General features: G+C 54.7%; 18 protein-coding genes. 7 read left to right on the top strand and 11 right to left on the bottom strand.

Annotation, left to right across the window (positions count from 1 at the left end; translation table 11 throughout):
* Positions 1 to 6: 6 nt before the first annotated feature.
* The 6 genes from ruvB to aspS form a co-directional block, all read right to left on the bottom strand.
* Positions 7 to 1,011 (bottom strand): Holliday junction branch migration DNA helicase RuvB, encoded by a 1,005-nt coding sequence (gene ruvB / locus F3J37_RS05450; RefSeq protein WP_166932278.1) that lies wholly within the window; start codon positions 1,009 to 1,011, stop codon positions 7 to 9.
* A gap of 8 nt (positions 1,012 to 1,019) precedes the next feature.
* The gene (ruvA, locus tag F3J37_RS05445; RefSeq protein WP_034828652.1) at positions 1,020 to 1,634 is read right to left on the bottom strand and encodes a Holliday junction branch migration protein RuvA; all 615 of its coding nucleotides are present in this window, start codon (positions 1,632 to 1,634) and stop codon (positions 1,020 to 1,022) included.
* Between the two features lie 207 nt (positions 1,635 to 1,841).
* The gene (ruvC, locus tag F3J37_RS05440) at positions 1,842 to 2,369 is read right to left on the bottom strand and encodes a crossover junction endodeoxyribonuclease RuvC (protein WP_038646509.1); all 528 of its coding nucleotides are present in this window, start codon (positions 2,367 to 2,369) and stop codon (positions 1,842 to 1,844) included.
* Between the two features lie 37 nt (positions 2,370 to 2,406).
* Positions 2,407 to 3,150 (bottom strand): YebC/PmpR family DNA-binding transcriptional regulator, encoded by a 744-nt coding sequence (locus F3J37_RS05435; RefSeq protein ID WP_034828649.1) that lies wholly within the window; start codon positions 3,148 to 3,150, stop codon positions 2,407 to 2,409.
* 324 nt (positions 3,151 to 3,474) lie between these two features.
* Positions 3,475 to 3,906, bottom strand: coding sequence for a dihydroneopterin triphosphate diphosphatase (gene nudB / locus F3J37_RS05430; protein WP_166932276.1), 432 nt, complete (start codon positions 3,904 to 3,906; stop codon positions 3,475 to 3,477).
* The gene (aspS, locus tag F3J37_RS05425) at positions 3,906 to 5,687 is read right to left on the bottom strand and encodes an aspartate--tRNA ligase (RefSeq protein WP_166932274.1); all 1,782 of its coding nucleotides are present in this window, start codon (positions 5,685 to 5,687) and stop codon (positions 3,906 to 3,908) included. The genes nudB and aspS overlap by 1 nt, the downstream gene beginning before the upstream one ends.
* Before the next feature lie 232 nt (positions 5,688 to 5,919).
* Here aspS and F3J37_RS05420 point away from each other — a divergent pair, with 232 nt between their 5' ends.
* The 3 genes from F3J37_RS05420 to cmoB all read left to right on the top strand — a co-directional run bounded on the left by F3J37_RS05420 (position 5,920) and on the right by cmoB (position 8,512).
* On the top strand, positions 5,920 to 6,741 hold the full coding sequence (locus F3J37_RS05420) for a DUF72 domain-containing protein (RefSeq protein ID WP_166932272.1): 822 nt from the start codon (positions 5,920 to 5,922) through the stop codon (positions 6,739 to 6,741).
* A gap of 77 nt (positions 6,742 to 6,818) precedes the next feature.
* The gene (cmoA, locus tag F3J37_RS05415; protein ID WP_160832826.1) at positions 6,819 to 7,547 is read left to right on the top strand and encodes a carboxy-S-adenosyl-L-methionine synthase CmoA; all 729 of its coding nucleotides are present in this window, start codon (positions 6,819 to 6,821) and stop codon (positions 7,545 to 7,547) included.
* Entirely contained in the window at positions 7,544 to 8,512 is a 969-nt protein-coding gene (gene cmoB / locus F3J37_RS05410) for a tRNA 5-methoxyuridine(34)/uridine 5-oxyacetic acid(34) synthase CmoB (protein WP_058960189.1), read from the top strand. The genes cmoA and cmoB overlap by 4 nt, the downstream gene beginning before the upstream one ends.
* A 3-nt stretch (positions 8,513 to 8,515) precedes the next feature.
* On the opposite strand, the gene F3J37_RS05405 is transcribed toward cmoB, so the two are convergent.
* Complete coding sequence (locus tag F3J37_RS05405; protein WP_166932270.1) at positions 8,516 to 9,136, bottom strand: LysE family translocator; 621 nt, start codon at positions 9,134 to 9,136, stop codon at positions 8,516 to 8,518.
* Positions 9,137 to 9,311: 175 nt separating this feature from the next.
* Between F3J37_RS05405 and F3J37_RS05400 the strand changes: the two genes are divergently transcribed.
* Positions 9,312 to 10,409 carry a glycerol dehydrogenase gene (locus tag F3J37_RS05400; protein ID WP_160832824.1) on the top strand — a complete coding sequence of 366 codons (1,098 nt, stop codon included), beginning with the start codon at positions 9,312 to 9,314 and terminating at the stop codon, positions 10,407 to 10,409.
* A 41-nt stretch (positions 10,410 to 10,450) separates the two neighbouring features.
* Here F3J37_RS05400 and F3J37_RS05395 read toward each other — a convergent pair whose 3' ends face one another.
* On the bottom strand, positions 10,451 to 11,311 hold the full coding sequence (locus F3J37_RS05395) for a hypothetical protein (RefSeq protein WP_034828634.1): 861 nt from the start codon (positions 11,309 to 11,311) through the stop codon (positions 10,451 to 10,453).
* Between the two features lie 169 nt (positions 11,312 to 11,480).
* Entirely contained in the window at positions 11,481 to 12,233 is a 753-nt protein-coding gene (gene cutC, locus F3J37_RS05390; RefSeq protein ID WP_034828632.1) for a copper homeostasis protein CutC, read from the bottom strand.
* 85 nt (positions 12,234 to 12,318) lie between these two features.
* Between cutC and F3J37_RS05385 the strand changes: the two genes are divergently transcribed.
* Positions 12,319 to 13,458 (top strand): MalY/PatB family protein, encoded by a 1,140-nt coding sequence (locus tag F3J37_RS05385; RefSeq protein ID WP_166932268.1) that lies wholly within the window; start codon positions 12,319 to 12,321, stop codon positions 13,456 to 13,458.
* Here the strand turns inward: F3J37_RS05385 and F3J37_RS05380 are convergent.
* The gene (locus F3J37_RS05380; protein ID WP_166932266.1) at positions 13,455 to 14,009 is read right to left on the bottom strand and encodes a VOC family protein; all 555 of its coding nucleotides are present in this window, start codon (positions 14,007 to 14,009) and stop codon (positions 13,455 to 13,457) included. The two genes, F3J37_RS05385 and F3J37_RS05380, sit on opposite strands and share 4 nt — an antisense overlap.
* Positions 14,010 to 14,328: 319 nt before the next feature.
* On the opposite strand from F3J37_RS05380, the gene F3J37_RS28360 reads away from it, so the two are divergent.
* Together F3J37_RS28360 and argS are read left to right on the top strand one after the other, a co-directional pair.
* Positions 14,329 to 14,451, top strand: coding sequence for a hypothetical protein (locus tag F3J37_RS28360; RefSeq protein ID WP_007889544.1), 123 nt, complete (start codon positions 14,329 to 14,331; stop codon positions 14,449 to 14,451).
* A 168-nt stretch (positions 14,452 to 14,619) separates the two neighbouring features.
* Positions 14,620 to 16,350 carry an arginine--tRNA ligase gene (gene argS / locus F3J37_RS05375; protein WP_166932264.1) on the top strand — a complete coding sequence of 577 codons (1,731 nt, stop codon included), beginning with the start codon at positions 14,620 to 14,622 and terminating at the stop codon, positions 16,348 to 16,350.
* 36 nt (positions 16,351 to 16,386) lie between these two features.
* On the opposite strand, the gene flhE is transcribed toward argS, so the two are convergent.
* Positions 16,387 to 16,791: a flagellar protein FlhE gene (flhE, locus tag F3J37_RS05370; RefSeq protein ID WP_166932262.1), complete on the bottom strand. Its 405-nt coding sequence runs from the start codon at positions 16,789 to 16,791 to the stop codon at positions 16,387 to 16,389.

Genomic DNA, 16,791 nt, shown 5'->3' with positions numbered 1-16,791 from the left:
CCAGCGTTACTCGTCGCGGCTGATGCCGAAATGATTGTAGGCATGCTGCGTGGCCAGACGGCCGCGCGGCGTGCGCTGAATGAATCCTTGTTGAATCAGGAAGGGTTCAATCACATCTTCAATGGTTTCCCGTTCTTCACCAATCGCCGCCGCCAGGTTATCCAACCCCACCGGACCACCCGAGAACTTGTCGATGATCGCCAGCAACAGCTTGCGGTCCATGTAATCGAAACCCTGATTATCGACGTTGAGCATATCGAGTGCGCTGGCAGAGACTTCACCACTCATCACACCGTTGGCGCGAACTTCGGCGTAATCGCGTACGCGACGCAATAAACGGTTGGCGATACGAGGTGTACCACGGGCACGGCGCGCCACTTCTAACGCGCCCTCTTCACTCAATGCCAATCCTAAGCACGCTGCACTGCGGCTGACGATGTGTTGCAGATCCGGTACGTTGTAAAATTCAAGGCGTTGCACAATACCAAAACGATCGCGCAGCGGCGAGGTCAGCGAGCCCGCGCGCGTGGTGGCGCCAATCAGGGTAAAGGGGGGCAAATCAAGTTTGATTGAGCGCGCCGCTGGGCCTTCGCCAATCATAATATCCAGCTGATAGTCTTCCATCGCCGGATAGAGTACCTCTTCCACCACCGGTGATAAGCGGTGGATCTCATCGATAAACAGCACGTCATGAGGTTCGAGGTTGGTCAGCATCGCAGCCAGATCGCCTGCCTTCTCCAGCACCGGACCAGAAGTGGTACGTAAATTCACGCCCATCTCATTCGCCACAATGTTAGCCAGCGTGGTTTTACCTAATCCCGGCGGGCCGAAAATCAGCAGATGGTCCAGCGCATCGCCACGCAGTTGCGCTGCTTTGATGAAAATCTCCATCTGCTCGCGCACCTGCGGTTGCCCCACGTATTCCGCCAGGAGCTTAGGACGAATGGCACGGTCGAGGCTCTCTTCTTCATTTATAGAGACGCCCGAGACCAGGCGATCGGCTTCAATCATGCATTACCTCAAATAGCTGCGCGCAGAGCTTCACGGATCAGCGTTTCGCAATCCGCATCAGGTTTGCCGACTTTACTGATCATGCGGCTGGCTTCTTGCGGTTTATAACCCAGCGCCACCAGTGCAGCAACCGCTTCAGCTTCAGCGTCATTCGCGGCTGGCGCTTCAGACGGCGTGGTCAATGTGAAGGTCGAGTCACTGCCAAACAGATCGCCGTGCATGCCTTTAAAGCGGTCTTTCATCTCCACCACCAGACGCTCGGCGGTTTTCTTGCCGACGCCAGGCAACTTGATCAATGACGCGATCTCTTCACGCTCAACGGCGGTCACAAACTGTTGTGCTGACATGCCAGAAAGGATTGCCAGTGCCAGCTTTGGCCCCACGCCATTCACTTTCACCAGCTCACGGAACAGCGCACGCTCTTGTTTGTTGTTGAAGCCGAACAGCAGCTGCGCATCTTCACGCACCACAAACTGGGTGAAGATAATCGCTTCCTGATTGATCTCCGGCAGCTCGTAGAAGCAGGTCATTGGCATGTGCACTTCATAACCCACACCGTGCGCCTCAATCAACACCAGCGGCGGCTGTTTTTCCAGAATATTGCCTCGTAAGCGACCAATCACCTGAGCAGTTCCTTATGTAATCCTAAAAATACCTGATTGATTTCCGCTGACGTTAAAGCGGCAAGCGAGCGCATGACGATGAACGCACTGAGGTCAGTGATTCAGGTGAACAAGGGTAGCTCGCGCATCAGCCAGTGGAAATATGACGGGTATTTATATCATAAAAAAGGCTGGATCAATATCCAGCCTTCAATGTTTGGGTTTTCGTCAGCCGGACCGCAATCGCCCACGCGTCATCACCAGCTTAGCGTCACTCAATCGCGTGGTGTTTTGGCTCAGGTGACAATGGGTGATGGCAATCGCCAGCGCATCAGCGGCATCAGCTTGTGGGTTAGCGGGCAGTTTCAGCAAGGTGCGTACCATGTGCTGAACCTGACTTTTTTCTGCCCCACCGGTGCCGGTTACCGTTTGTTTGACCTGACGTGCTGCATATTCGAACACCGGCAAATCGAGATTCACCGCCGCCACAATCGCTGCGCCACGCGCCTGGCCCAGCTTAAGCGCTGAGTCCGCATTCTTCGCCATAAATACCTGCTCGATAGCAAAATAGTCTGGCGAGAATTGGGTGATGATTTCTGTCACCCCGGCGTAAATCAATTTGAGGCGAGAGGGTAGATCGGTGACATTGGTGCGGATGCAGCCGCTGCCCAGATAGCTGAGCTGGCGGCCAACCTGACGAATCACACCGTAACCGGTGACGCGCGAGCCGGGGTCAATCCCGAGAATGATCGCCACTACGCGCCTCCGGCTGTTAGGTTAATGGAAAACGCCATTACAGCGTTTCCGCGACCTCATCAGAAATTTCACCGTTGTGATAAACTTCCTGCACATCGTCGCAGTCTTCCAGCATGTCGATCAGACGCAGCAGTTTCGGTGCGGTTTCCGCATCCATTTCCGCTTTGGTGGAAGGGATCATTGAGACTTCAGCGGTATCCGCCTTCAGGCCACCGGCTTCCAGCGCATCACGCACCGCACCCAGCTCTTCCCACGCGGTAAACACATCAATCGCACCGTCGTCGTAGCTCACCACGTCTTCCGCACCGGCTTCCAGCGCCGCTTCCATGACCGCATCTTCATCCTGGCCTGGCGCAAAGGAGATCACACCCTTTTTGCTGAACAGGTAAGAAACGGAACCGTCGGTGCCGAGGTTGCCACCGGTTTTGGTGAAGGCGTGACGCACTTCGCCCACGGTACGGTTACGGTTGTCACTCAGACACTCGATCATCACCGCTGAGCCGCCTGGACCGTAACCTTCATAGATGATGGTTTCCATGTTGGAATCATCTTCGCCGCCCACGCCGCGTGCAATCGCACGGTTCATGGTGTCACGGGTCATGTTGTTGGACAGGGCTTTGTCCATTGCTGCGCGCAGACGCGGGTTCGAGCCGGCATCGCCGCCGCCCAGTTTCGCTGCGGTCACCAGCTCACGGATGATCTTGGTGAAGATTTTACCGCGCTTAGCGTCCTGCGCCGCCTTGCGGTGCTTGGTATTTGCCCACTTACTATGTCCAGCCATCTTTACTATTTCTCCGATCTTTAACAGGGTGCAGGCTATCTCACTTGCAATCTTGTCCCCCGGCAGTGCTCGCAATCCTCACGTACAAAAGTACGCTCCGGTTGCTGCGCGCTGGCGGTGAACAACCTTGCTGCGCCGATAACGCCTGACTGTTCAATATTGGGCGGCGTAGAACTGACAATCTGTGCCGATTACGCCATCTGTTCAATTTTAGCGGTGCGAGATAAATGTCTGGCACCGGATTTAAACACGAAGGAAATGCGCTTCGTCGAATTCGTGGAATCTACCTTAATCGTCGCCGGAAAAACGCGCGGCGGCGGGCATTCAGGTAAATTCTTCGATTGCCTGGCGATTACTCCAGGACTTGGTCAGGGCTGCGGCTGCGGCAGGATCGAGCCAGCGCGCGGCGAGATGCTCCGTAAGTAGGAGATCGCGCTCTTGCGGAAGTGCCAGCCGGAACCAGTGTTCACGGTTGTGCGTGGTACCGGGTGCGTAACGATGGCGATAGTGCGGGAAGATTTCAAACTCAATGTGTTTGTGGCAATCGTCCAGCACCAGCTGTTCGCCCGCAACGTCGATACCCAGCTCTTCTGACACTTCGCGCTGTGCCGCCTGACGCGGGCTCTCACCCGCTTCGAGGCTGCCCGTTACGGATTGCCAGAAATTTTCATCATCCCGTCGCTGCAGCATTAACACCCGGCCAGTATCTCGCGCAAAAATCACCACCAGCACTGAAACCGGATGTTTATAGCCCATTACTTGTTCTCTGACTTTTCTTTCTTCGGAGCCACCAGAATGCCGAGATCCAATAACGCTGCCGGGTTGGCTTCGCTTGGCGCTTCGGTCATCAGGCACGCCGCTGCAGTGGTTTTCGGGAACGCGATAACATCACGGATGTTGTCGGTGCCGGTCAGCAGCATGGTCAGACGGTCCAGCCCAAAGGCCAAGCCCGCGTGCGGTGGTGTGCCGTATTTCAGGGCATCCAACAGGAAGCCAAACTTCTCGCGCTGCTCTTCTTCGGTAATACCGAGAATGCTGAATACGGTCTGCTGCATGTTGCCGTTGTGGATACGCACGGAACCGCCACCCACTTCGTAGCCATTGATCACCATATCGTAAGCGTTCGCCACGGCCTGCGTCGGGTCGACCGCCAGCTGTTCAGCCGTCAGCTCTTTAGGCGAGGTGAACGGGTGGTGCATCGCAGCCAGACCGCCCTCTTCATCCGCTTCAAACATTGGGAAGTCGATGACCCACAGCGGTGCCCACATGCTTTCGTCAGTAATCTTCAGATCACGGCCCACTTTCAGACGCAGTGCACCCAGCGCATCAGTGACGATTTTGGCACGGTCAGCACCGAAGAAGATCAGATCGCCATCTTGCGCAGTGGTGCGGTTCAGAATCGCTTCAACGATTTCAGGCGTCAGGAACTTCGCCACCGGGCTCTGTACACCCTCGAAGCCTTTTGCACGCTCGTTGATCTTCATCCACGCCAAACCTTTGGCGCCATAGATCTCAACAAATTTGGTGTACTCATCAATCTGCTTACGCGTCAGCGCTGCACCACCCGGCACACGCAGCGCGGCAACACGACCTTTCGGATCGTTAGCCGGGCCAGCGAACACCTGGAATTCCACGCTTTTCAGCAGGTCAGCCACGTCCACCAGCTCCATTGGGTTGCGCAGATCGGGTTTGTCAGAACCGTAACGGTTCATAGCTTCAGCAAAAGTCATTTGCGGGAAGTCACCGAGATCCACGCCTTTCACGTCGATCCACAATTCACGAATCAGACGCTCCATCTTTTCACGCACCTGCTCGGCGGTCATGAAAGAGGTTTCCACGTCGATTTGGGTGAATTCTGGCTGACGGTCTGCACGCAAGTCTTCATCACGGAAGCATTTAACGATCTGATAATAGCGATCGAAACCGGACATCATCAGCAGCTGTTTGAACAGCTGTGGGGACTGCGGCAGCGCGTAGAATTTGCCTTTATGTACACGGCTTGGCACCAGGTAGTCACGCGCACCTTCTGGCGTGGCTTTGGTCAGCATCGGGGTTTCGATATCGAGGAAGCCCTCGTTATCCATAAAGCGACGCACGAAGCTGGTGATTTTCGCACGGGTTTTCAGACGCTGGGCCATTTCCGGACGACGCAGGTCCAGATAGCGATAGGTCAGACGCGCTTCTTCGCTGTTGACCTGGTTAGAGTCTAGCGGCAGAGGTTCAGCGCGGTTGATGATGTTCAGTGCATGGGCAAACACTTCGACATCGCCGGTGGCCATATCGCTGTTGCGGTTTTTCTCTTCACGCGCACGCACGGTGCCGGTGATCTGGATGCAGAATTCGTTACGCAGTTCAGAGGCCAGCTGGAAAGCGTCCTGATGATCGGCGTCGAAGAATACCTGAGCGATACCTTCACGGTCGCGCATATCGATAAAAATCAGGCTGCCCAGATCGCGACGGCGGTTAACCCAACCGCAGAGAGTGACTTGCTGACCCACGTGAGACAGATTGAGCTGTCCGCAATATTCTGTACGCATAACGTATCCTTTTAACTTCGCCGCTGCTGCCAGACAGCATCAGGCCGCGTAACCTTCTGAGATGCTGTCGCAAAAAAGGCGGCTATTATAATGGAAAAACCCAGGCAGGATAAGTAGAGCCAGATCAAAGCGGGCAAAACATTGCGGTTTATCGCGCGGATTTTCCTGCCGACACCAAAACAGGGTACATTACCCGGCCTATTCCCGCCCGTAAAAGGATCAGGAGCCGCGTTTGACACTTCGCATCGGATTACCGCAATGGCAGCATGCCCGCTGGAAGCATTATGGGCTGGAAACCCTGGCGGATTACGCCCAGCTGTTTGACTGCGTGGAAGGCAACACCACACTGTATGCGCTGCCCTCGCCGGAAACGGTAATACGCTGGCGCGATATGACGCACGATGACTTTCGCTTCTGCTTCAAATTCCCCAACAGCATCAGTCATAAAGCCGCGCTACGAAACTGCGATGAATTACTGAACGAATTCTTCCGCTTGCTCGATCCGTTAGGCCAGCGCATCGGGCAGTATTGGCTGCAACTGCCTGCGACCTTTTCACCCGCGCAACTGAAAGACTTGTGGCTGTTCCTCGATAGCCTGCCGCGCGGGTTTAGTTATGGCGTTGAAGTGCGCCACGAGCAGTTTTTTGCCAAAGGCGAGGCTGAGCGCGCGTTCAACCGTGGCCTGCTGGAACGCGGCGTGAATCGCGTGATCCTCGATAGCCGTCCGGTGCACGCCTCGACTTCGCAAAGCGCCGCCGCCGTGGACGCCCGGGCGAAAAAACCGCGCGTGCCACCGCATGCTGTGCGCAGTGGTTCGCAACCAATGGTGCGCTTTATCGGTAGCGATAGCGTGGATGAGAGCGTGCCGCTGTTCCTGCCTTGGCAACATAAACTGGCGGAGTGGCAGACGGACAGCGATCCGATGCTGTTTATCCATACGCCGGATATGGGCGAAGTGTTTCCCTTACTGCAGGCGCTGTGGCCTCAACTGTTGCAGCTTGAGCCTTCGCTGCGCAATCTGCCCGACTGGCCGCAACAAAGCAGCTTGTTCTAAACTCAAAGCGGGTGCAGCCTGCGGGACTTTCTGACAGAATAGCGCCCTTTCCGATTCATCTCTCCGGACTTTCCATTATGTCTGACCGCGATACGCTATTCTCTGCGCCCATCGATAAGCTGGGTGACTGGACCTTTGACGAGCGCGTGGCTGAAGTCTTTCCCGATATGATTCAGCGCTCGGTGCCGGGTTATTCCAACATCATTTCGATGATTGGCATGCTGGCAGAACGCTTTGTGAAGCCTGATAGCCAGGTTTACGATCTCGGCTGCTCGCTGGGTGCCGCCACGCTCTCTGTGCGCCGCAATATTCATGTGCCCGGCTGCCAGATTATTGCCGTGGATAACTCTCCGGCGATGGTGGAGCGTTGCCGCCGTCACATTGATGCCTTCCGCGCGGACACGCCGGTGCAGGTGATTGAAGCGGATATTCAGGATATCCATATTGAGAATGCTTCAATGGTGGTGCTGAACTTTACTCTGCAATTTCTTGAGCCGCCTGCGCGCCTGGAACTGCTGAAAAAGATCGCTAAAGGCCTCAACCCTGGCGGTGCGCTGGTGCTGTCTGAGAAATTCAGCTTTGAAGATGGCGAAGTGGGCGAACTGCTGTTCAACATGCATCACGACTTCAAGCGTGCTAACGGTTATAGCGAACTGGAAATCAGCCAGAAACGCAGCATGCTGGAAAACGTCATGCTCACCGACAGTGTAGAAGCGCATAAAGCGCGTCTGAAAGACGCCGGTTTTGCCCACGCTGAGTTGTGGTTCCAGTGCTTTAACTTTGGTTCTTTGGTAGCATTGAAATGATTGATTTTGGCCGTTTTTATCAGCAAATCGCCACCGGCCCATTGGCGAGCTGGCTGGAAGTTTTACCCGCACAAGTCGCAGCCTGGCAGCGCGAGAATCTGCACGGTAAATTCCGCGACTGGGAAAAGTCAGTGGATTACCTGCCGCTGCTGAACCCGCAAACGCTGGATCTGGTCAACAGCGTCACGGCCACGGCTGACGATCTCACTGATCGCCAACGTCTTGGTATTGAAAACCTGTTGCGCAACCTGATGCCCTGGCGCAAAGGTCCTTATTCCCTTTACGGCACCGAGATTGATACCGAATGGCGCTCGGACTGGAAATGGGATCGCGTACTGCCGCATATCTCGCCGTTAACCCATCGCACGGTGCTGGATGTCGGCTGCGGTAGCGGTTATCACATGTGGCGCATGATTGGCGCGGGCGCGAAGCTGGTGGTCGGCATCGATCCGATGCAACTGTTCCTGTGTCAGTTCGAAGCGGTGCGTAAGCTGCTGGGGGACGATCGTCGCGCCCATCTGCTGCCACTTGGCATCGAACAACTGCCCGCCTTGCAGGCTTTCGACACAGTGTTTTCCATGGGTGTGCTGTATCATCGCCGCTCGCCGCTCGATCATTTATTGCAGTTGAAAAACCAGCTGGTCAGCGAGGGAGAGCTGGTGCTGGAAACGCTGGTCGTTGAGGGCGATGAAAACACCGTTCTGGTGCCGGGTGAACGCTATGCGCAGATGCGCAACGTTTACTTTATTCCGTCTGCTGCAGCGCTGAAAGGCTGGCTGGAGAAGTGTGGTTTTGTCGATGTGCGCATCGCGGATTACGCGGTGACGTCAGTGGAAGAGCAACGTCGCACCAGCTGGATGACCAGCGAATCGCTGGCCGAGTTCCTTGATCCTAACGACAGCAGCAAAACCATTGAAGGTTATCCAGCACCGCTACGCGCGGTACTGGTGGCACGCAAGCCGTAATGCTTAACGCCGCGACAGCGCCAGCTTCGCGGCGAAACCGATAAACACACAGCCCGTCAAACGATCCATCACTTTCAGCACTGTTGGACGACGCAGATGCGCCGCAAAATACTGACTGCCGCCAATCAATATCGCATTCCATACCAGGCCAATCATCATATGCGTTAACGCCATCAGGGTGCACCATAGCGCCACTGACGCACCGGCCGGAATAAACTGTGGCAGGAAAGTGACATAAAACACACCGACTTTCGGATTTAACAGATTGCCGAATAATCCTCGCGAGAAGCAGGCGAAATAGCTTTGCTCTTTGCCCTGCACACTCTGACTCTCTTCCGCCTGGGTGCGGGGATTCAGCAGCAGTTTAATGCCGAGATAGAGCAGATAGGCGGCGCCGACCCACTTCAACAGGTTATACGCCATTTCGGAAGCCAGCAGCAGCGCGCCGAGACCCAGTCCCACCGCAACGCCCCACACCAGACAGCCCATGGTGACGCCCAATGCGGTGGCTGATGCCCGTTTCCAGCCTTGCGCGGCTGCGGAACGCAGCACCAGCGCGGTATCAAAGCCTGGCGTTAACGTCAGAATAGTAATGGCAAAAAGAAATGAAAATATCAGTGTCATGGCGAGCTCCCTGTCAGTTGGCCGCTATCTTAACCTTGCCGCAACATCTTGACGATAGTTACCTTCCGTCAGCAATTGATAATAATTCTCAACTTGCCAGTAATGGTTAAATCTCCGTCATTTATCTGTGTCACTTTATCGGCAACGGCTTTTCTCACATCAAGGAGTTGTCGCTATGAGTAAATTCATTTTTTCTTCTCCGCGTAAGTATGTTCAGGGTGCAGGTGTGCTGGATGAATTGGGGACCTATGTGGCCGAGCTGGGCCAGCATGCATTTTTGGTCGCCGATGACATCGTCTGGAAACTGATTGGTGAACGCACACAGAAAACGTTAAAAGCGGCAGGCATTGAGTTCAGCTGGCAGCAGTTTAACGGTGAAGCCTCCAGCAACGAGATCAATCGTTTAACGCAGCTGGCGAAATCACAAGGCAGCAATGTGGTGGTGGGCCTTGGCGGCGGTAAAACGCTGGATACCGTAAAAGCGATTGCGGATGAGCTTAAGCAGCCGGTCGCCATAGTACCGACCGTGGCCTCGACGGATGCGCCCTGCAGCGCGCTATCCGTGATTTATTCAGACAGCGGCGTATTTGAGAGCTATCGCTTCTACAGCAAAAACCCGGATCTGGTGCTAGTGGATACCGCGGTTTGTGCCGGTGCGCCAGCCCGCTTGTTCGCCTCCGGCATTGCTGATGGTCTGGCCACCTGGGTGGAGGCTCAGGCCGTGCTGCGCTCGCACGCCAAATCGATGGTCAACGGCGATCCGACCATTGCAGGCACCGCCATTGCGCGTGCTTGTGAAGAGACGCTCCTGACATGGGGCTACAGTGCTTACACCGCGGTGAGTGAGAAGCGCGTGACGCCTGCCGTCGAAGCCGTGGTGGAAGCCAATACCCTGCTTTCAGGACTCGGATTCGAGAATGCCGGATTGGCGGGTGCGCACGCCATTCATAATGGCTTTACCGCGATTGATGGCGATATCCATCATCTGACGCACGGCGAGAAAGTCGCTTACGGCACGCTGACGCAAATGGTGCTGGAGCAGCGTCCGGATGAGGAGATTGCGCGCTATATCCGCTTCTACCGTTCCATCAAGATGCCGACCACGTTGAAAGAGCTGCATCTGGAGAATGAATCCTGGGAGAATCTGCTGCGCGTCGGGGCGCTGGCGAACAGCGAGGGGGATACATTGAAGAACCTCAACCCGAACTTGTCGCCAGAGGATATTGCCAACGCGATTGTCGCAGTGGATGCCTTCAGTAAAACCGTGCAGTAAAAGAGGTTGGGCGCACCACGGTGCGCCCGGACCAACCGCGTTTACTCCCCGTCATCCGCTACGGCTGGCGGGCGATCCCAGTACTGATATTTGTACGCAGAACTCAGGTGGCGCTCGATGGTGCCTTTAGCAAACACCTCGGTTTCATGCAGATAACTTAGCGTACAGTTGCCCACCTCATCCCATAACTGACACTCGTCAACTGAACTTAAGGTACTGACAGGCGTGGTAGCGAAGCCATTAAGCCGCAGCTCTCGCCACTGCTTATCATAACTGTAGGTGTCTTTACCGCGTGCACTGGACGATGAGGTGACCAGCCCTTGTGGATTCCAGCGCCAGGTGCTCTCTCCGTTGGTCATCACATCACTGCCGCGCGCGACGCTTTTCTCCAGACGAAAATGTTTGTCGTAGCGGTAAGTGGTATCGGTGAAGCCATCCTTGCCCATGCTGGTAAATTTGTCGGAAGAACTGATGATGTTGCCATGTTGACCCATTTGCCAGCTGATGGTGCCCTGACGGTTATCCACCACTTCCTCTTTGCCCGCTTTTACCACTTTGACCAGGTAGGCATACTCCGCCACCCAACCTCGCTGCACGCGGGCGATGTGCTGTTCCATGGTCAGCACCACGTTGCCTTCGTTCTTGTCATACGTAATGTCGGCAACCATCAAATCCCCGCACTGATCGAACTGCCCCAGCACGCGTTTTTGCGAATCGACATCTTTACCAAACTCACCGGCTACGACCTGACGTACCGCGCCTTTGGCATCGCCACCCAGCATGATCCAGTTGTTGCTGCTGGTAATATTTTTGCTCAGAGGCGGACAGGCAGTGCTCACCGCCAGCGCTGAACCAGACAAGGGAAACAACAGCACTAAAACAGCACAAGAGTAGGATTTCATGAATGTTATCCGCGCTAAGCCATAAAGTAATCAAAGCATCTTTTTTAACAATGCGCTATCAACGGCTGTACAGCAGACAAAAAGAACCCCAGCAAAACTCACTGGGGTTTGGTACTTGCAAACATCACGTCAGAGTTTTGGCGTGCTGCGCGGCAAAAGGGGTGCGAACTCAGGCGACACGAACTGCGGTCATTTCCAGCATGCTTTTCATCGCTTCGACCACATCGCCGTCGACACAAGTTCGGCTGAATTCGTCGACTTCTGCTTCGGAGCACATGGAGACACCGGCTTTACGGTAGCGCATCGGCGAAGCAACCAGTCGGCTGGCGGAGCTGTGAACTTCCTGCAGACCACTATCGATAAATTTCTGCAAATTGCTCAAACGAACACCTGCACCGGCCATGATAATTGGACCCGTGCTCAGTTCATTTAGTTCCCGCAACAATGCAATTCCAGTTTCCGCGCTCTGCTGCTGGCCGGAAGTCAAAATACGCGCAACGCCTAAATCCGTCAGTACGTCCAGCGAACGTTTGGGGCTGTGGCACAAATCAAAAGCGCGGTGGAAGGTCACAGCCATGCCATCACTGAGCGCCATGATCTGCCGCATGCGCACAATATCAACATGGGCATCTTCATCCAGCATGCCGATCACCACGCCAGGGAAACCGAGTTCACGCATCAGTGCAACATCGGATTTCATCACCTCAAATTCCTGTGCGGTGTAACAAAAATCGCCGCCACGCGGGCGAACAATCGGGTGAACCGGTATGGACAGTTCACGTTGTGCGGCTTCCAGCACGCCAGCTGACGGCGTCAGCCCGCCTTCGCGTGGGGCACTGCACAGTTCCACGCGATCGGCACCGGACTGCTGTGCAGTCATTGCACAGTCGATGCCGTAGCAACAAATTTCCAGTTTCGTCATAGCTTGCTCCTTTTCATGACTTCTGGCTCGAGAGGATGGCTTAAGTTAGTCTGCTTAATTGGACAGTTTACGTGGAAACCTCACTATGGCATTCGATTTTGATCAATGGATAGACCGTCGTCACAGCGATAGTTTGAAGTGGCACAAATATGGCGATCGTGATGTGCTGCCTTTATGGGTTGCAGACACTGATTTTCGCTCGCCGCCCTGCATTATTGAGGCCATTAAAAAACGCGCCGATCACGGTGTTTTTGGCTATGGCGGCACACCCACAGGATTGATTGATATCACTGTTTCCCGCCTGGCGCAGCGCTACAACTGGCATATTCAGCCGGAATGGATCGTTATGCTGCCTGGCGTCGTCAGTGGTCTTAACCTTTCGGTCCGCGCGTTTACCGAGGCTGGGCAACGCACAGTCGCGCCAACGCCGATTTATCCACCGTTCCGCGCGGCCTCAAAACTCGCCGAGCGTGAACAGATCAACTTGCCGCTGCATTTACAGCATGGCCGCTGGGTCGTCGATCTCGATACGGCTGCGATGCAGGGCAATGAACGCCTGCTGATGCTGTGCAACCCGCAAAACCCCGGCGGCACCGTGTATCGTCGCGAGGAACTGGAGGCGCAACTGGCGTTTGCTCAGCAACACGATTTAATCGTTTGTTCTGATGAAATTCACTGTGATTTGATTTTGTCGCCCGATTGCCGCCATATTCCTTTTGCAGCATTGAGTGATGATGCCGCACAGCGCAGCATTACGCTGATATCGCCCTCGAAAACCTTCAACATCGCTGGTCTCGGTGCATCGATGGCGATTATCCCCAACCCTGAATTACGCAAACGGTTTAAACAGGTACGCGAAGGTATTGTGCCAGGAGTCGATATTCTCGCACTGGTGGCAGCTGAAGCAGCCTGGCGTGAAGGTGATGCATGGCTGGAGGCGCAAATCCAATACCTGCGGGCGAATCGCGACTGGCTGGTGGCGCAGGTGAATGCACTCCCCGAACTGCAGATGAATTCGCCCGAAGCGACCTATCTTGGCTGGATTGATGCCAGCCAGCTGGATGTGGCCAGCCCCGCGCTCTATTTTGAAAAACACGGCCTCGGTTTTTCACCCGGCCGCGATTTTGGTGATGACAACTTCGTGCGCTTTAACTTCGGCTGTACGCGCGTCTTACTGGAACAGGCGGTGAGCCGATTGCATAGCGCAGTCATGGCACGGCGTTAGCCTTGTTCGCTGGCGACAATTTCTTCCAGTCGCCAGGGATGAAACTTGATGGTGGTTTGCCCGTCCGTCACCGCCAGTGTCGGGTTGGGCAAACGCTCATGCTCACCTTTTGGCGCGCTGGTTTTGAACGAAATGCCGGGTTGCGTCAGTGCATGATCGGAGAGCAATGCCATCGCGCGCACACCCAATGTTTCGGGCTCACCGCGCAACACGATTTCCACATGTTCCCAGCCTTCATGGCGATACAATTTCTCACCCGGCCAGGGTAACTCAATCACATCGACCTGCCATCCAGCGATCGTTAACGGCTGATGCAATTTGAACAAGCAGATCGGGCGTCCGTTGATCATTGCTTCGGAAAACTGACTGCCCATCTTCTGCAATCCCGCCTTCCAGCGCTCCGCCGTGGCGAACTGATGGCAGCGCACCGCCAGGTGATCGGCCTCATGTTCTGATAACCGCAGCCCTAATCTTTCAGCAAATTGCTGCAAGGAGTGCTCAAATCGAGCCAGGTCTTGTTCTAAATCACTCAGTTCCGCAGGAAAATTCATTTCAACACTCCAGACACATCAATATCAGTTCAATTATTTTAATCAATTTAAAAACAGCAGCGCTTCAGAATCCGCTTGACAAAGTCGTCGGATTCCTCCGATTTCATCATGAAAAAGACCTGAAACCGCATAAATAGGCCCTCTCTTTAGGATTATTCGCCTAAATAGGTCCAGCGGTTACTTTATGAAAACACCTTAAATCACTGTTAATATTAACGATAATTAATACAATGAGATAAGTCTTATTTCAGTTGCAAACAATTGCAGCTTGATACCCTTTCTTATAAATTTGTGTTTCACAACTACAAGGAATGGCTCTATGTCTATGCTCATTGTTGTCGCGGTCCTGATTGCATTGATGGGATTTGCAATTTCCCGCCACTGGAAGGTGCGTGAAGACAAAAGCGTTAAAAATCCTCGTCGTCACCCGCGTCGCCGTTAATCGGCGCGCGGGTTGCTGTTACCCGCCATTGCGCATGCTAAAAGCTGACGCACTTTAACATTTCACGTATACTTCCCCTCTTATTTTTCCGTCCCGCCGCGCTGTTGCGGGATGAAGGCATCGGCTCGCCGCCACTGGCGGGCCTTTTCAGCATATGAAGGTAACGCGGTGAATATTCAGGCTCTTCTATCCGATAAAGTCGGTCAGGCAATGGTAGCGGCGGGTGCGCCAGCAGATTGTGAACCTCAGGTTCGTCAGTCGGCTAAAGTGCAGTTCGGCGATTATCAGGCGAACGGTATCATGGCTGTGGCGAAAAAGCTCGGTCAGGCTCCGCGCCAGCTGGCTGAACAGGTGATTCAGCATCTGGATCTCGCCGGCATCGCCAGCAAAGTCGAAATCGCCGGCCCCGGCTTCATTAATATCTTCCTCGATCGCAACTGGTTGGCTACCCAGGCCGCGCAGGCTCTGCAATTGCCGCGCCTTGGCGTCAGCAGCCTCAAGCCACAAACCGTTGTCATTGACTACTCGGCACCCAACGTCGCCAAGCAGATGCACGTCGGTCACGTCCGTTCCACCATCATCGGTGACGCTGCGGTACGTACGCTGGAATTTCTCGGCCACAACGTGATCCGCGCCAACCACGTCGGCGATTGGGGTACTCAGTTCGGTATGCTGATTGCCTATCTGGAAAAGCAACAGAATGAGCACCACGAAGATATCGCGCTGGCGGATCTGGAAGAGTTCTACCGGGAAGCCAAGGTCACCTATGATGCGGACGAAGCCTTCGCCGAACGCGCCCGTGGTTATGTGGTGAAACTGCAAGGCGGCGACGAATATTGCCGTGCTATGTGGAAAAAACTGGTGGATATCACCATGAGCCAGAATCAGGAAGTCTATGACCGCCTGAACGTGACGCTGACGCGTAAAGATGTGATGGGGGAAAGCCTGTACAACGATATGTTGCCTGGCATCGTCAGCGATTTGCGTGAAAAAGGGCTGGCCGTAACCAGCGAAGGCGCAACCGTGGTGTTCCTTGATGAGTTCAAAAACAAGGAAGGCGAAGCGATGGGCGTGATCATCCAGAAAAAGGATGGCGGCTACCTCTACACCACCACCGATATCGCCTGCGCCAAATACCGCTATGAGACGTTGCATGCCGACCGCGTGCTTTACTACATCGATTCACGCCAGCATCAACATCTGCAACAGGCGTGGACCATTGTGCGTAAAGCCGGATACGTGCCCGAGTCTGTGCCGTTGGAGCACCATGCGTTTGGCATGATGCTGGGCAAAGATGGCCGTCCATTTAAAACCCGCAGCGGTGGCACCATTAAGCTGGCCGATCTGCTGGATGAAGCCGTTGAACGTGCGCATGCGCTGGTCAGTGAGAAAAACCCGGAAATGTCAGCGCAGGAGCTGAAAGATCTGGCGGAAGTGGTGGGTATCGGCGCGGTGAAATATGCCGATCTGTCAAAAAGCCGCACCACCGATTACATCTTCGACTGGGATAACATGCTGGCGTTTGAGGGCAACACTGCACCATACATGCAATATGCCTACACGCGCGTGCTTTCTGTGTTCCGTAAAGCCGGCATTGAAGCTGACAGCCTGAGCGGCGACATCGTGCTGAACGAAGAGCGTGAAGCGCAACTGGCAACTCGCCTGTTGCAGTTTGAAGAAGTGATCACCCAGGTTGCGCGTGATGGCACGCCGCATGTGATGTGTGCTTACCTGTACGATCTGGCAGGCCTGTTCTCTGGCTTCTACGAGCACTGTCCAATCCTCTCCGCCGAGGATGAGCAGGTGCGTAACAGCCGTCTGCAACTGGCTGCATTGACCGCTAAAACGCTGAAACAAGGTCTGGATACGCTGGGTATCAAAACCGTCGAGCGTATGTAACAACAAAAAACCCGCCTCGGCGGGTTTTTTTATTGGCTATTGGTAATTCACCGTCACTTCACTGCTCACCACTCGCAATCCCGGCGGTAACGCGCCCTTCCCCTGAAAACCGAACGCCAGATGCAGCGTCTCGTCAGCCGGAATATTCGCCAGGCTATGCGTTGAACCACTGCCGCCCTCAATCTCTACGCAACGCTGAGTCGCACACAAACGCACGATCAGCCCCGAGGGGGCTGGACGGCTCAACTGGTAACGCCAGTTCACCACCGTAATAGTGCCCACTGCGGGCGAAGGTGCTTTTAAAGCTGGCGTCGTGTGCCAGTTCCCGCGCACGCCGAGGCTCGGACCACTGGCACTGTCATGCCAGGATCCTGCTGCATCCACATAGAGCGGTAGCGCCATCATCGGCAACATCATTAGAGTCCAACACCAACGGCGCAT

This window comes from Candidatus Pantoea communis (genome assembly GCF_011752685.1).
GTDB classification, from domain to species: Bacteria; Pseudomonadota; Gammaproteobacteria; order Enterobacterales; family Enterobacteriaceae; genus Pantoea; species Pantoea communis.
This window is presented reverse-complemented; position numbering and strand designations above follow the sequence as displayed.

Excerpts from the sequence above, each read along its gene's own strand:
- ruvB (WP_166932278.1), bottom strand. The coding sequence starts at position 1,011 with ATGATTGAAGCCGATCGCCTGGTCTCGGGCGTCTCTATAAATGAAGAA.
- F3J37_RS05435 (WP_034828649.1), bottom strand. The coding sequence starts at position 3,150 with ATGGCTGGACATAGTAAGTGGGCAAATACCAAGCACCGCAAGGCGGCG.
- nudB (WP_166932276.1), bottom strand. The coding sequence starts at position 3,906 with ATGGGCTATAAACATCCGGTTTCAGTGCTGGTGGTGATTTTTGCGCGA.
- aspS (WP_166932274.1), bottom strand. The coding sequence starts at position 5,687 with ATGCGTACAGAATATTGCGGACAGCTCAATCTGTCTCACGTGGGTCAG.
- cmoA (WP_160832826.1), top strand. The coding sequence starts at position 6,819 with ATGTCTGACCGCGATACGCTATTCTCTGCGCCCATCGATAAGCTGGGT.
- cmoB (WP_058960189.1), top strand. The coding sequence starts at position 7,544 with ATGATTGATTTTGGCCGTTTTTATCAGCAAATCGCCACCGGCCCATTG.
- F3J37_RS05405 (WP_166932270.1), bottom strand. The coding sequence starts at position 9,136 with ATGACACTGATATTTTCATTTCTTTTTGCCATTACTATTCTGACGTTA.
- F3J37_RS05400 (WP_160832824.1), top strand. The coding sequence starts at position 9,312 with ATGAGTAAATTCATTTTTTCTTCTCCGCGTAAGTATGTTCAGGGTGCA.
- F3J37_RS05395 (WP_034828634.1), bottom strand. The coding sequence starts at position 11,311 with ATGAAATCCTACTCTTGTGCTGTTTTAGTGCTGTTGTTTCCCTTGTCT.
- cutC (WP_034828632.1), bottom strand. The coding sequence starts at position 12,233 with ATGACGAAACTGGAAATTTGTTGCTACGGCATCGACTGTGCAATGACT.
- F3J37_RS05385 (WP_166932268.1), top strand. The coding sequence starts at position 12,319 with ATGGCATTCGATTTTGATCAATGGATAGACCGTCGTCACAGCGATAGT.
- F3J37_RS05380 (WP_166932266.1), bottom strand. The coding sequence starts at position 14,009 with ATGAATTTTCCTGCGGAACTGAGTGATTTAGAACAAGACCTGGCTCGA.
- F3J37_RS28360 (WP_007889544.1), top strand. The coding sequence starts at position 14,329 with ATGTCTATGCTCATTGTTGTCGCGGTCCTGATTGCATTGATGGGATTT.
- flhE (WP_166932262.1), bottom strand. The coding sequence starts at position 16,791 with ATGCGCCGTTGGTGTTGGACTCTAATGATGTTGCCGATGATGGCGCTA.